This is a genomic window from Nocardia sp. NPDC051929 (assembly GCF_044548645.1).
GTDB classification, from domain to species: Bacteria; Actinomycetota; Actinomycetes; order Mycobacteriales; family Mycobacteriaceae; genus Nocardia; species Nocardia sichangensis.
This window is the reverse complement of sequence record NZ_JBIUCG010000015.1, coordinates 240,890-254,088: the sequence shown is the minus strand read 5'-3', so window position 1 is coordinate 254,088 and position 13,199 is coordinate 240,890. Positions and strand designations below refer to the sequence as shown.

The following is a 13,199-nucleotide window of genomic DNA, read 5'->3' as shown; positions in this document are numbered from 1 at the left end:
CGGCCATCGGCGCCACACCCGCCACCAACTCCGGATCCACCAACGGCTCCGGCTCCGGCTCAGGCTCCCGACCCACACCCCCACCCGGCGCCGCCTCCACCCGAGGAGCCACCACACCACCCGGCGCACCCTCAACCGACTGACCCGGCTGCTGAACCGGCGGACCACCCTGCTGACCAGGCACAGCATGACCCGGCACAGGCGGACCAGACGAACCCGGGCTCGCCTGCGCAGAACCCGCGTGACCGGGATCGCCTGCTCCATTCGGCTGACCAGGCCCCGACTGGCCCGGCCCTGGAGCGCCGGACTGCCCCGGTCCAGGAGACGGGCTGCCAGGCTGCCCCGGCACCCCGCCCGGCCGTGGCCGCTGCTGATCCGGCCGGTTCGACCAAGGCGTCACCGGCCCCGGCGGCGCCTCGGGCTCCTCGCCGGTCTCGATCTGGGGCTCTACTTCTGTTGGCGGCATCGCTTACTCATCACATTCCACTGCCGAGCACTCGCTTCACCCGCACGTCGTTCGTGCTCGGGATGACCAGTTCGACGAATTCGCCGGTCGTCGCATCGGTTGTGACGACCCGTGTCTCGCTGACCGCGATGCCGACCTGAGTCGGCGCATTGCTTCGATAATTCCAGAAAACCAAGTCACCCGCCGATACCGCGGAGGGATCCACCCGCTGGCCGCACGCGCCCTGAGCCGCAACGGTGTTCGGCAGCACGACTACCGACGCGCCGTCAACCTGTCCACAGGGCCGCCTCGCCGATCCGCTCGCTTGCCCGGCGCCCTCGGTAGCGGATGGCTGCTCCCCCGTAGCCGCGCATCGCCCCGTCGATTGCGCTGCCGAGGCCTGGTAGATCACCGATCTGGTGAACTCCGCGGCGCCCACGCGGCTACCGGAGCCGTTCTGCGCGCCGCTCGCCGTCACCTGGGCCAGGGCGAGCTGACGGGCACACTCCGCGCCGACACCCGAACTGCCGTTCAGCAACGGAACACCCTGATATGGCGCGTCTTTCAACGCCGTCGCACAGGCGCGCTGCCAGTCGGACGCGCCGGTGTCATCCGGGGCGATGGTCAGTTCCGCGTACGGGTTGGTGGTGGGAAGGGTGGTCAACCCGCCCGTCGGCGCGCTCTGCGCCGTCGGCCGCGCGACAGTCGAGGCGCGACTCTCGGTTACCGTCGCGGAGGGGTCGGGCCCCACCGCACTGTCGCACTGGTAATGCAGGTCGGACGCGATCGATGAGGTGGCGCCGCCGATGACCAGCACCAGGCCCATCAAAAGCAGCAACATGGCGCCGACGCCCCCTAGCACCACCCATACCCACATCGGCATCAGTATGAATGTCAGGAGACGACCGATCATCGAGAACCTTTCTGTGCGTTCAGACCCGTTGCCATACGCTTCGAATCCCGGTGCGGATCACGGACGTCTGTTTCTGAGATTATCTATCAAATCCCACGGTATGCGAGGCTCCTCGGGATGCCTCGGGTCCGGCGGCATGAACGGGCTGTGAGCAGTGTCCGGTTGCGCGAGCGAGTTGGCACCCGTACTCATCTTCCCTTGTTGATACTGGATTGTCTGGGTGCCGTTGTCGATCTCGGCACGCAGCACCCGAACCCGTTCGAGGTCGGTTGGATCCTGCGCCACCCAATTGGTGGCGGCCTGGATTCGAAGCGCATGCTCGTTGGTGATCCATTTCCCCAACCGGTCCGCTTGTTCGGGGTTGACGTCGGCAATATGGGCGCCGTGCACCAAGATCGTATCCGAGGTATCGCCGCTCGCAATTTTCTGCAATTTTGTAATGAAATCCATCTCAGGATTCAAGACATACGATCTGCCGAGCTCTTCCAATTCGTTGCTCCGGAGCGCGACACCACCGGGGAAATCGCCTCGGTACCGATCGACCACGGCCTCCAGGGCATGGAACCTGGCCATCATCATATGCGGATCATGTCCGTTCACCAGATCGTTCTCGAAAAGCCCGTGAGCGGCAACGACACTTCCGATGTGACCCGACTGAAGCGGCTCTTTATCAGTATGCTTGATGACATCCGTTGTGGCGTTCCAGGCCCGGTGCAAGACTCTCTGCCTGACACCGGCCATCTGGAGGGCGAAGGGGATATTGGACGACAGACCTGTCATATGCACGACATTCTGCGCGGCGAACGCGGCTTCCCTATCCGCACTCGAGGCCAGCCGAAGGTTCCGAGCGCGACGCCTGGCGCGTGCGATGCCGTCGCGGGCGGTATTCGCGTTGTGCACTTGTGTGTTCACCCCCGCGTGTGCGGCCGCTCGCAGGTCCTTGGTCTTCATGCCCCGCGCCTTGTTCCTCTTGTCCATATGGTCGAGCCAGGACCAAGGACTGAACGGGTTGAGGCGCCCCCCGGCGAGCCACGCTGTGACCGGCGAACTGTTGATGGTGCTGACCGCGCCGAGCATCGCGAGCGGGGACATGGAGTTGGCCGCACCCGAGTTGCCCATGCCCAAGCCCATACCCAGTGCGGCGCCACCGCCGCCGCCCCCTGACGATCCGCCGCTTTGTATCGCCGCCCCGATACGGTTGGTCACCCAGTCGTTGGCCTCGTCGATATTTCGGCTCAGTCGCCGCACCTGGATGATGGCGATGATCTCGACACCCGCACCGATGACGAAGACCACCATGATCTGACCGTTCGCGGCCCGGAACAGGCTGCCCAGCAACAGTTCGTAAACGCCGAGGGCGATCACGAAGAAGGCCATCTTCCCCGCGGAGATGAAGCCGTGCACCACGCAACGAACGGTGAATGTCTGCGTCGGGCCATAGATGTAGCCACCCGCGGCGAACCCGAAGATCGACGCGAACCCGTAATAGATCAGGTCGAGCGCGGCCCACATGATCTTGATGGACAGATACGCGGCGAAGGCCAAGAGAATGACCGCGCACAGCAACAACAGCAGTCCGGCTCCGATCTGGCCGACGCCCGGATTCTGCATCGCGGAATACGCGGCGCCGTCGCCGCATGATCTCATCCCGTTGCGCACCCGGTCTTCGCTGCCTGCCGCCATGCCTGCGGACCACGCCGCCCGGCAGGACGGGTTGCTGTCCACGACGTGCCCGGTGTTCCACACCTGCAACGGATAGCGCACGAAATTGTCCGCCATGGTCATTTGCAGCGTGGCGACCAATTGGTTCGGATTAGGATTGCTGTTCCCGTTCAGACCCGCCGCGACCGAGAGTCCCAAGTCACGCCCTTGCACCAGCACCCCGTGGTCGGATAGTGCCTCACCCAACGGGTTCGCCAGGAAGAACACGCTTGCGATAGCGAAGAAAATCATCGTCACGACCTGCGTAACGGCCTTGGCGTACAGGGCACGAACGATGAAATAACCCACGAAGAAGGCACCGATCGCAAGCGCCGTCGCGGCCATCAGGGGCGTCGCGATCTGCGTTGTCAAGTTGCGGGCCATCGCTTGCAATGGGGCGCTGATCAGGTTCAGCCATTGGAAATCCAGCGCCTTGGCCGGGAGCCAGACCCCCGTGATGGATAAGAGCTGCCATACCGCGAACAACGGCATGAGGATGATCCACAGCGCGAAATTGCCCAAATTCAGCACTCCGCCGCGATCGACCACCAACATATAGCTCGACACATTGACCCCGTAGGAGTCCCTGATGTTCATCCAGCTGGTCGCGGCGTTGGGTGCGGTTCCCTGAGTCGCGGTGCCAGGCTGGGCGCCGGATACCGCATGAACGAGGCCAGGAAAGACGAACAGCGCGAAGAGGGCCAGGACGATCCACGCGGTTCGCCGACGACGACGGGATGCGGCGATCCAAGTCCGGAATCGCCGGAACACCATCTGCGGCCGCCAACGGTCCGTGTCCCAGAACTGCGGTTCCCAGGGCATCCCGAAAGAAGACTGATCGGTGCGAATGCTCGAGCCGAGTAGAGATCTCATCAGCGCACCAATCGCTCCGGCAGGCTGGAGCGCACACTGTTGACGCTGGTCGGGGTGCTCGTGATCGCCGCGGCCCGGTCGGGACGCGCCGGACCGAGCACCTTGCCGCGACCGATGCGGTTCAGCGCGTCACGCATGAACATCTCGCCACGGCGCTCCTCGGGGATCTGCCGACCGGGCCCGACCGGAGGCGAGGTCTCTTCGCGCAGGATCTGCAAGAGGAACGGGGCTTCCTCCAGATCGACACCCAGCCACTCCAAACTGTTGCGCGCCAGCGTCTCGTCGCGCTGCCGGAAGACGAACCGGTTCGGGATGAGGTTGTGCGCCGCGCCCTGGAAGTCCGTGGCCGGGTCGTGCGAGGCGAGCCCGATCGCGGCCAGGTGCTTACGGCCGTCACGGCTGAAATCCGAAGTAACCGCCGAGCCGACCTGCGTCTGCGTGAAATGGTGCGCCTCGTCGCCGACCAGCAAGCCGAACCTGCCGTTGTCCGAGAGAAACGCCTCTCTCGCCGCGACACCGACCAGTTCGTACAGCGCCGTGCCGAGCCGCTTGGTCAACGGCAACCTGTTGTACAGGTGCGGAGTGGTGAGTTCCTCGGCGCTCGGCAGTTGCAGGTTGTGACTGCGGACCACCGTCGCGGCGGCATCCAGGCGCAGCGGTCGCAGCTTGGGATCGAACAGCACCGGCACCCGCTCCACCACGGTGCCCAGCCGCGCCGCCAGATCGGCGTACTCCTCGCCTCGCTCGGGATGCTCTCGCAAGCGGCGCACGACGTGAAAAAGATCGAGCAAGCTCTTGATCTTGTGCTCGGCCATGCCTCGTGGTGACAGCAGATTGCTCGCCGCCGCGCCCGCACCCGAGGTCGGTGACAGATCCAGGAGCGGAAGGATGGAGTCCAATGCCCGTTCACCGGCGATCCGCGGGTTGAACAACCGCAGCGGATCCAGGGACACCGTGGGATTTGCCAGGTCGATGATGACCGCGTCATCGATCGACCGCGCGAAGTGCTCCCATTCGCCGACCTGACTGCGGTCGATGGCGAGGAACTGGCCGCCCATGTCGTGTACGAGCACCGCCATCAACTTCAGGAAATACGATTTGCCCGAACCGAGTTCGCCGGTCACCGCGAAGGATGCGGACAGGTCGTGCAGCGCGGCTTCCATAATGCCGAAGTGGATCGGCTCGAAATGACCCGACAGTAGGTTGACCCCGATCACCGGACCGCTGTCGTCGCCGATCTGACTGGTGGTGAACGGCACGAAGCCGGCCCACATGTCCGAGGGGACGATATGGGCGTAATCGTCGAATGCCCGCCGCGGCGCGCTGCCGGGTATGAACATCGACCACAGGTCGACCTGCGCCCCCACCGGCGCGGTCATGTCGACCTGGAAACGCTTGTAGCGCCGCTTGAGCGTGTTGACGGCATCCATGGTGGCGTCCCGTGACGGGCCGCCGATGGCGATGACGGTGGTGAACGAAACCTCCGATTCACCGCCGTTGACTTCGAAGTGCTGGTTGTATTCGCCGAGCATCCGCGCTTTCGACGCCAGTGTGTTCTGCGCGAAGGAGACCTCCTGGTCCCGCTGATCCATCTGCTCGCCCAGCCGGCGCAAACTGAGTTCGTTGTTCTTCAGAACCTGCTCGGCGGGCTTGGTCGAGATCCGCATAGCCCAGTCGACGGTGACGTCGCCGAGACCCTCCAGCACGTTGAGGAACTCGCTGCCCCCTGGAAACGTCATGCCCGCGTAGGGGAACGAGTGCGGCGTCAGCATCGCCTGATACGACGGACGGTATTCGAAATCCGGCTGCACCACCTTGACCACTGGGACGAACGATGGCCGGATACGCCGGTTGCTGTCGGCCTGCGCCCCTTCGTCGAGCGCCGCGGAGCGGAACACCGCCGCCGTCGCATCATCCAACGCGCCCGCCCGGGTGGGCGCCACCGGATCACCTGCCGCGCCACGCGAAAGGTAGTGCTCCCAGAGCCATTGGAACAGGGCGGCGGGCACCGGCACCGGATCGAAGTCACCGCCGACCCTGGACAGGATCTCGTTCGCCTTCTCGTCGTATTGGTCCAGGTCGGCACGGGAGATCGCCGTCGCGTCGATGGTGGTGGTGCTGCCCCGCCACAGCCGCGACAACGCGGACATGCTGGAGTTGCTCGCCCCGACCGGGATCGACAGCAGGAAGACGCGAGTCTGCGGCATGATCGCGTACACGCGCTCGTAGGAGGCGACCACCTCGTCGGCGTAGTCCTCGCACTCGTCCAGGTCGACGCCTTCGACCATCTTGGTGAGCACATCGATGGTGTTCAGCCGCGCCTGGATGCCCAGCAGCAGCGATCCGCTCGGCAAGTTGGTGACCAGCGCGTGATGCGCCAGCTTCACGTCGTACTTGTCGCTGGCCTTGCGCAGCCCGTAGCCGAGCGGATTGACGAAGTAGGTCGCGGTGACCAGCCCGGAATGGGTGAACTGGAGATTGCCGCGAATCGCCGCGGTGGGCTGTAGGTCTCGTCCGAGTGCCATCAGGGGCGTCCTCCGGGATTCGGGCCATTGCCGTTGCCGTTGTCGTTACCGTTCAGCCGCCGCCACAGGTCGGTAGCCTTGCCGCCCCCACTCACCACCTCGAGCATGCGGACACCGGGCTTCGGCTCGGCGGCCACGGCCGCGCCGGGGTGGTCGGGCAGCAAGAGGACCACGGTCTCCTCGATGAACATGGTGTGGCGCACCGAGTCGCCGGTGATCGGCATACCGGAGGCGGACACCGGCTTGCGGTAGACGATGAGCCTGCCCAGCCACAGGGCCCGCGAGGTCATCCGGACACCCGTATAGGGGACGAGGCCGAGCACGAAGACCACCAGGATGGTCAGCGCCAGGCCGGTGATGAAAGTGACGGCAGGGTTGAGCGGGAAAGTCATGGCGCACACCGAGGTCACCGACATCATCGCCACACCGGCGGCGACCTGCGGCAGGGTGTAGGGGCCGAACGGAAGCTTCTGCCCGTTCTGCGCCTTGCCGATCATCGTGGGCACACGTTTGATCGGCGTGAACACCTTGATGACTTGGGTCATCGATAGCCACCGATAGGGTGATCGGGGACGATGAGGTTCGCGTCCGTGCGCGCGTAGTTGATGGTCGTGGGCAGAATCCAGATCACCACCCCGGCCATCAATCCCGATCCGAAGACGACGATGATCCGCGCCGGCGACAACCTCGATTTCGCTGCCTCGGAAATCACCACACCGATCGTCACGATGGCGATGATGATCATCCCGCCCCATCGGACAAAGATCAGGATGCCATAGAGGATGTTGCTGAGATTACCCATCGGGCTGCCTCTCGGATCAGTTCTGTGTCGCCGGCGGAATCGTCACCGTCGGCGAGGAAGACGAGGTGGAAGTGGGCGGCGCTCCGCCGCGAGAATCCTGACCGACGACTACCGCCAGCGGACTCGACAAGGCGGGAATCGGATCTATGGACACCACCTGCCACTGGCCCGCGTTGCGGATCATGGTGAGCGGGTAGGCCAGCGTCGCGGTCGCTCCCGTATCGGCTTTGGGGTTGACGGTGGCCAGCACTTGGGCCTTCGCGCCGCCGGAGCCGCAGCTCGAATCGTCCGTGGTGAGCGAGGTCAGCTCGACGGCGGTGAAGGGCGGCGGTTTCAGCGCGGCCAGCCCGGCATCCGGAGTGATGTACCGGGCCACGTCGCCGTTCCCGGCCAGCATGGCACTCAGGAAACCCGCCGCGACCTGTCCGAGCGGAGTATCCGGCGCGCAGGGCGCACCGTAGGCCAGTTTGAGATCGACGCCCTTCGAAGGAGCCTGGACGAGGGCAGGTGTCGACAGCGCACGCAGCCGCCCGTCGGATACCGAGACCGCGACACGGTAGAACTGCCGCTGATCCGGCGCGGTCGCGGCGCCGACTTTGCCGACTCGGACCGACACCGTCACCGACCAGACTTCGAGCCCGCCCGCCGAGAGCGCGCGCGATACATAGACGACCGAGGGGTCGGAGACTTGGCGCGCTGACGAAGGCAACGTGATCTGCTGATTGGAACCGACGTATTCGCCGATCCGGTCCTGTTGTCCCGCGACGGCGCTGAGGTAGGCGACGACGAACTGCTCGGCGTAAGAACCGGCCAATTGCGCATGCCCGACGATTGCCGTCGTCGAATCATCCGACGGTGCGGGTGGACCGGAGTCGAAGACGCTGAGAATCGCGTGGCCGCCGCCGAGTACGGCGAGAACGGCGAGCACCGCGACCACAATGTTGTCGCGACGGCGGCGGGCGGCCATCCGGCGAAGCAGTGCCTCACCCGAATCTGCCGACTCACGAACGCCTGTCCTCACTCCCGAAATGGTAGAGAGCACAGGCGTTGTTAACCGGCCGGTAGTTCCCACTCATGGGAACTAAACTGTCAGCAGGCCGGGTTGCTTTTCATCCTGCCCGCGAGCCAATGACGCAATTGTTCGTCGTAGCCGATCGGCGCGTTGCGCTGCCGCGGTTCCAGCACCTGGCGATGGGTTTCCAGCAACGGAACATCGTCGGCGACACGGACCAGCTGGGCGATCGCCAGCTGTCTGCTGGAGTACCCGGGATAGGGGTAGAGGAGCAGCGACGTGGGCGTGTAACCGCCGCCGTAGTTGAGTACCCGCAACGTCACACCGCAACTGTCGCCCGACCGCAGCCGTTCGCCGAGTTCCGCCAGCCGGGGACGGTCGTCCGGATGGAAGACGTCGACCGGACGGAAGAGGTAGTCCCACCGCACCCACGGCGCGGGATCGGTGAGCCAGTGCGAGATGCTGGTGTGCTCGAGCTGGACCACGGCCAGATGCGTGCCCGCCCGGCGATGCGCCTCCCGCAATCCGATTCGTTCCAAGGTCGGCCACGCCGCAGGCGCGTTCTCCGAGGTCACGTCCTCGATCAGCCACCAAGCGCCGCGCGTGCGGTCGTCGTCGCGGGCACGAATGGTGATCCGCCATTGGGCCGGGCGCCCGAATCCGTGTATCACGGTGGTGTCGAATTGCATTCGCTCACCGGGCTTGGGGTCGTAGAGCAGATCGAGCATCTCGGCGTGCCGGTCGAAACTCGATACCCGGTGGAACAGTTCCGCGATCGACATCCTGGGGACGTACTCTTCGGCGGTACTGCCGGACAGCCGCGTGATGCCGCTCGGTTGCTGAATGGTCTGACTGCTCAGGTCCCAGATGGCGCCCACCGCCGGGCGCAACGGAGGCACCCGCTCGGACGCGGGGCCCAGCCACAGTCGCACCGCGTGCACGTCGCCCGCCGGACCGAAGATCGGGCGGATGAGCAATTGGTGCCGCCCCGCCCGCGTCTGAATGGCGAGGTCGACGTCCTGCGCCTGATCGTGCGCGGTCTGGATCGCCTCCGTCAGCCCTGCGGTCGTGAGCTTGTCGTACAACGCCGGTGTTTTGGACAGGGTTCGCTGCAGCACCCGCTGCCAGCTCGCGAACTCACGCGGCGCATCCCCCACCGACGCCACGGACATGCCGTCCGGCGTCAACGTCTCGATCGTCACCCATGGAATCACTGCGCCACTTCGCTTCGCACTTGCCCGACCAGCCGTTCCTCCGGGTCCGCCAACCCGGATGAGACATTGTGACTCAGGCAATGTACCGTTATTTAGCGGCGCAATCAACTCCGTGACATCGCCGCCCGTTCCCATGAAGTCTCCACCATGTTCACGTAGCACGCGCAGCCGTGTTCATTTTGTTCACGTCCGCTTCGGGAGAACCCCCCTTCCACCGGCGCGCAGCCCAACGGCACATCCGCCGCAAACTGGTCTACAAGATCAACGGAAGCCGTCGACCGCAGCCGACGGCATTCCCTCGGCAATCCATGCGCGGCTTGAATTCGCTCGCGCGCAGGGCATTACACCACCGCGCGATCGATCAGGCATTCTTTCCGGACAGGGCCAGCACACCCGCGCCCATGATCGTCGCGACGTCTCCCAGCTGCGAGGGAAGCACCCGCAATCCGGGCAGAAAGCTCAGCCTGGCATGCGTGGCGACCGCCTCGCCGAGTGGTTTCCACAACGCGGGCCCCGCGGCGGCGAGCGAGCCGCCGAGCACGACGAGGTCGAGATCGAGCAGTGCCGCCGTGGAGGCGATCGCGCGGCCGAGCGCCGTTCCGGCTCGGCCGAGCGCCGCGGCGGGAATGTCCTCGCCCACGCGGGCGGCGTCCAGCAGTTCCTGCACCGACGCGCCCGCCCAGCCCTGCTCCCGCGCCCAGCGCACCACGGCCAGGCCACCGGCGACCGCCTCCAGGCAACCGCGGCCGCCACACGAGCACCGATCGTCGAAGCCGGGAACCAAGACATGACCTATGTGCCCCGCGTTGCCGGTACGCCCCACCAACACGAAGCCGCCGACGACCACCCCGCCGGTGACGCGATCGGAGACGTTGAGCGCCAGACTGTCCATCACTTCGCTCGTCGCGCCGAAACCTCGCTCCGCCAGCGCCAGGCAGACGCCGTCCAGCGCGAGCGGAACCTGTGCTTTCGGAAACAACTTCCGCGCGGCTTGAACGATGCCGAAACCGGCTCGCCATTCCGGCACCTCGGAAGGCGCGATCACCCCCGCCGCCATGTCGATCGGCCCGGCCGAAGCGATGCCGAGGGCGGTGACCTCGCCACCACCCGCGACCTCAAGCAGCAGATCCTGGCATTTATCCCAGGCGCCCGTCACCGGGATCGGGATCCTCCGGACGTCGTCGGTGTCGACATCGTCCGCGACCCGGGTCGCCGCGAAGCCCGACGACCCGATCTCCAATGCCAGCACTGTCATGAGTTACGCACCACCGAAGGACTCGACGCGAAAAGCTGCACGCAGCATAGTCACAGACCGTCGGTGCCGGTCGGCTTCAGGGGCTGCCCGAGCACGATGTGCCGACGGGGTGCGGGAAGAGTGGATACGGTACGCAGCGGACGCGGCCCGGTGCGAATGATGCGCATAGGGCGCTTGTGGTCGATCGGCGCGGCGCGGTGCCGGTCCAGGTTCTCGATGACGCTGCCGGAGTTGTCATAGGCGACGCCGGCCCAGATCATCGCGCGGGGACCGTCACCCCGGGTGGTCAGCGTCTGCGCCAATTGGCGGCACTGCGTGAGCAGCGGGCAACTCTGGCAGGTGCGTACCGCCGCTCGCCAGGCATCCGGATTCCCGCTGTCCATGTCCCAGTTGTCGGGGACGTCGGCGCACGGGGGCCGCTGGTTCGACTTTGCCGGAATCGACGAGATCTTTGCTGACGCAATGGATCCCGTGTCCATCGGAAGGGTTCGCGTAATGCTCATAGCCATCTCCGGGGATGCCGAGCACACACCTCTGGCAGGTGCGTGGCCCATGGATCGGACATCATCAGGGCTGCTCAACAGTCCCCGGAACCCAGCCGCGATAAGCTGGTCTACGCACGGTAGCCCACTGTTGCCCAGCACACAACCTTTTGTACCGCTATGTAACGGCTCGTTGACCTTCAAGCAACACCCAGCTACCGTCTTTAACGGCACGTTATGAAACGGACCGTTTTCCACGGGGGCCCGACTATGGTTTCCTTTTAAACATGGCTGCAGACTCTGAATTCACGATCGACGAACTGGCACGGGCAGCCGACACCACCGTGCGCAGCGTCCGCGTGTACCACGAGCGAGGTCTGCTGCCCTCGCCGGAGGTGCGCGGGCGGATCGGGTACTACGGGTCGGACCACCTCAACCGGCTGCAAACGATCAGCCGCTTGCTGGGGCGGGGCATGAAGCTGAACGGGATCAGGGAACTGCTCGAAGCCTGGGACCGTGGCGACGGACTCGCCGATGTACTCGGAGTGAAGAGTCAGAACGCAGCCGAAGCAGACCCGGAAGCCACCACCGAGCCACAGGACAGCTACGCGGAGTTGCCGGACTACGCGAAGCAGGCGCTGGCCTCCAGCGAGGACCCGCTCGAGGCGTATCGGGTCACGAATCCACGGTGCTGTGATCTGGCCACCCGGCTGCACGACACCGGGCTGCCTATGCAGGACACGTTCCAATTGGTCGAACGTCTGCGCGCGGACTGCGATCGCATCGCCGACCGCTTCGCCACCGAGTTGTTCTACCGGCTGGCCGGGCAGACCTACGAGGAATCCGCACGAACGCCGCGGGATCGCACGAAACTGGAGACCGATCTGGCGATCGCCCGGTTGATCGTCACTCGCGCCACGTCGGAACTGATCGATCAGGCGTTCGCCCGGCACTCCGAGTTGCCGCCGGTGGCCACCAGCCCGCAGGGGCAAGCCGAACAGTGACGGCGCGAGCCGCGAACCGACCGTTCTCTTATTTCGATCCGGCGCTGTCGAATACTTAAGTAGACAAAATCGTTCGAGCTTTTCGAGCGCTGCGCCGGTGACGGCGGCCCGAATGTCTCATATCCGATCTCGCGCGTCGAACGCGACGGCCGGCGAATCGTCGAACTCGGCTACTCAGGGCCGGTGCCGAAGGGTTGCCACGGGGTGTCCGGCGACCGCAGCCGCAGACGGAAGTCTCCGCGCCTTCCCCATGGCCGCCGTCGCACATGGGCGAAACCCGCTGGGATACGTAGGTATACCGATCCGATGATCGAGGACGGCGCGGCGGCGGCACCGCCTGCCGATCGAGATCCGAGCACGAACCTCACCCCCGAACGATGGTCGGGGTGACAGGATTTGAACCTGCGACCCTCCGCTCCCAAAGCGGATGCGCTACCAAGCTGCGCTACACCCCGTGGCCCTCGCGGCGACGCGGCGGCCGCCGACGAGGATGAATGCTCCGTGGAGCGGGTGACGGGAATCGAACCCGCACCATCAGCTTGGAAGGCTGAGGTTCTACCATTGAACTACACCCGCAGGCATACGACACCGATGGGATCGCCACGATGTCGTGTGCGATCCGACTGTACCGAACCAGGCTTCCGAAACGCCAATCAGCCCCCCGCGCAGCGCGATCTCGCAGGTTGCCCGCCGGAGCGCTCCAGGGTTGCCGCGTCCAGTGTCGCACGGCGGGCGCGCGGGCACGCGGTAGCGCGCGCCGGAAATTTTTAAAGGTGATTTTTCATTGAAACTCTGGCGTGTCGGATTCCGGTGGGCGAAACTCAGATGACACAGATGTCACGCCAGGAACTTCGCTCGAGGGAATTCCGATGAGGACCGCACGACTCGCTGTCACAACCGCCGCGCGCGGCGTGTCGCGCAGCCACGGCCACGACACCGAGCAGGGTTCCGGGCGCTCTGCGCCGAGAAGTCT

The 13,199-nt window shown here is 65.3% G+C and carries 10 protein-coding genes and 2 tRNA genes; 1 reads left to right on the top strand and 11 read right to left on the bottom strand.

What is annotated here, in order from left to right; translation table 11 throughout:
• Positions 1-476 precede the first annotated feature (476 nt).
• The 9 genes from ACIHAX_RS22060 to ACIHAX_RS22020 all read right to left on the bottom strand — a co-directional run bounded on the left by ACIHAX_RS22060 (position 477) and on the right by ACIHAX_RS22020 (position 11,243).
• Positions 477-1,328: a hypothetical protein gene (locus ACIHAX_RS22060; RefSeq protein WP_397279302.1), complete on the bottom strand. Its 852-nt coding sequence runs from the start codon at positions 1,326-1,328 to the stop codon at positions 477-479.
• A gap of 87 nt (positions 1,329-1,415) precedes the next feature.
• A complete protein-coding gene (locus ACIHAX_RS22055) occupies positions 1,416-3,932 on the bottom strand; it encodes a hypothetical protein (RefSeq protein ID WP_397279300.1) in 2,517 nt (838 codons plus the stop codon).
• Positions 3,932-6,457, bottom strand: a complete 2,526-nt coding sequence (locus ACIHAX_RS22050; protein ID WP_364429651.1) for an ATP-binding protein — start codon at positions 6,455-6,457, stop codon at positions 3,932-3,934. Before ACIHAX_RS22050 ends, ACIHAX_RS22055 begins: the two co-directional genes overlap by 1 nt.
• The gene (locus ACIHAX_RS22045) at positions 6,457-7,002 is read right to left on the bottom strand and encodes a hypothetical protein (protein ID WP_397279297.1); all 546 of its coding nucleotides are present in this window, start codon (positions 7,000-7,002) and stop codon (positions 6,457-6,459) included. Before ACIHAX_RS22045 ends, ACIHAX_RS22050 begins: the two co-directional genes overlap by 1 nt.
• Positions 6,999-7,202 carry a hypothetical protein gene (locus ACIHAX_RS22040; RefSeq protein ID WP_397077124.1) on the bottom strand — a complete coding sequence of 68 codons (204 nt, stop codon included), beginning with the start codon at positions 7,200-7,202 and terminating at the stop codon, positions 6,999-7,001. Before ACIHAX_RS22040 ends, ACIHAX_RS22045 begins: the two co-directional genes overlap by 4 nt.
• 73 nt (positions 7,203-7,275) lie before the next feature.
• The gene (locus ACIHAX_RS22035) at positions 7,276-8,280 is read right to left on the bottom strand and encodes a conjugal transfer protein (RefSeq protein WP_397077123.1); all 1,005 of its coding nucleotides are present in this window, start codon (positions 8,278-8,280) and stop codon (positions 7,276-7,278) included.
• 68 nt (positions 8,281-8,348) lie between these two features.
• Entirely contained in the window at positions 8,349-9,473 is a 1,125-nt protein-coding gene (locus ACIHAX_RS22030; protein ID WP_364429660.1) for a GAF domain-containing protein, read from the bottom strand.
• Positions 9,474-9,846: 373 nt separating this feature from the next.
• On the bottom strand, positions 9,847-10,740 hold the full coding sequence (locus ACIHAX_RS22025) for an ROK family protein (protein WP_364429663.1): 894 nt from the start codon (positions 10,738-10,740) through the stop codon (positions 9,847-9,849).
• A 50-nt stretch (positions 10,741-10,790) separates the two neighbouring features.
• Complete coding sequence (locus tag ACIHAX_RS22020; RefSeq protein WP_356968241.1) at positions 10,791-11,243, bottom strand: hypothetical protein; 453 nt, start codon at positions 11,241-11,243, stop codon at positions 10,791-10,793.
• Between the two features lie 266 nt (positions 11,244-11,509).
• Between ACIHAX_RS22020 and ACIHAX_RS22015 the strand changes: the two genes are divergently transcribed.
• Entirely contained in the window at positions 11,510-12,226 is a 717-nt protein-coding gene (locus ACIHAX_RS22015; protein WP_364429667.1) for a MerR family transcriptional regulator, read from the top strand.
• Positions 12,227-12,604: 378 nt separating this feature from the next.
• Here ACIHAX_RS22015 and ACIHAX_RS22010 read toward each other — a convergent pair.
• A tRNA-Pro gene (locus ACIHAX_RS22010) sits at positions 12,605-12,681 on the bottom strand.
• 47 nt (positions 12,682-12,728) lie between these two features.
• A tRNA-Gly gene (locus tag ACIHAX_RS22005) sits at positions 12,729-12,802 on the bottom strand.
• Positions 12,803-13,199 lie beyond the last annotated feature (397 nt).

Coding starts and splice junctions, on each gene's coding strand:
- ACIHAX_RS22060 (WP_397279302.1), bottom strand. CDS start 1,328: ATGCCGATGTGGGTATGGGTGGTGCTAGGGGGCGTCGGCGCCATGTTG.
- ACIHAX_RS22055 (WP_397279300.1), bottom strand. CDS start 3,932: ATGAGATCTCTACTCGGCTCGAGCATTCGCACCGATCAGTCTTCTTTC.
- ACIHAX_RS22050 (WP_364429651.1), bottom strand. CDS start 6,457: ATGGCACTCGGACGAGACCTACAGCCCACCGCGGCGATTCGCGGCAAT.
- ACIHAX_RS22045 (WP_397279297.1), bottom strand. CDS start 7,002: ATGACCCAAGTCATCAAGGTGTTCACGCCGATCAAACGTGTGCCCACG.
- ACIHAX_RS22040 (WP_397077124.1), bottom strand. CDS start 7,202: ATGATCATCATCGCCATCGTGACGATCGGTGTGGTGATTTCCGAGGCA.
- ACIHAX_RS22025 (WP_364429663.1), bottom strand. CDS start 10,740: ATGACAGTGCTGGCATTGGAGATCGGGTCGTCGGGCTTCGCGGCGACC.
- ACIHAX_RS22020 (WP_356968241.1), bottom strand. CDS start 11,243: ATGAGCATTACGCGAACCCTTCCGATGGACACGGGATCCATTGCGTCA.
- ACIHAX_RS22015 (WP_364429667.1), top strand. CDS start 11,510: ATGGCTGCAGACTCTGAATTCACGATCGACGAACTGGCACGGGCAGCC.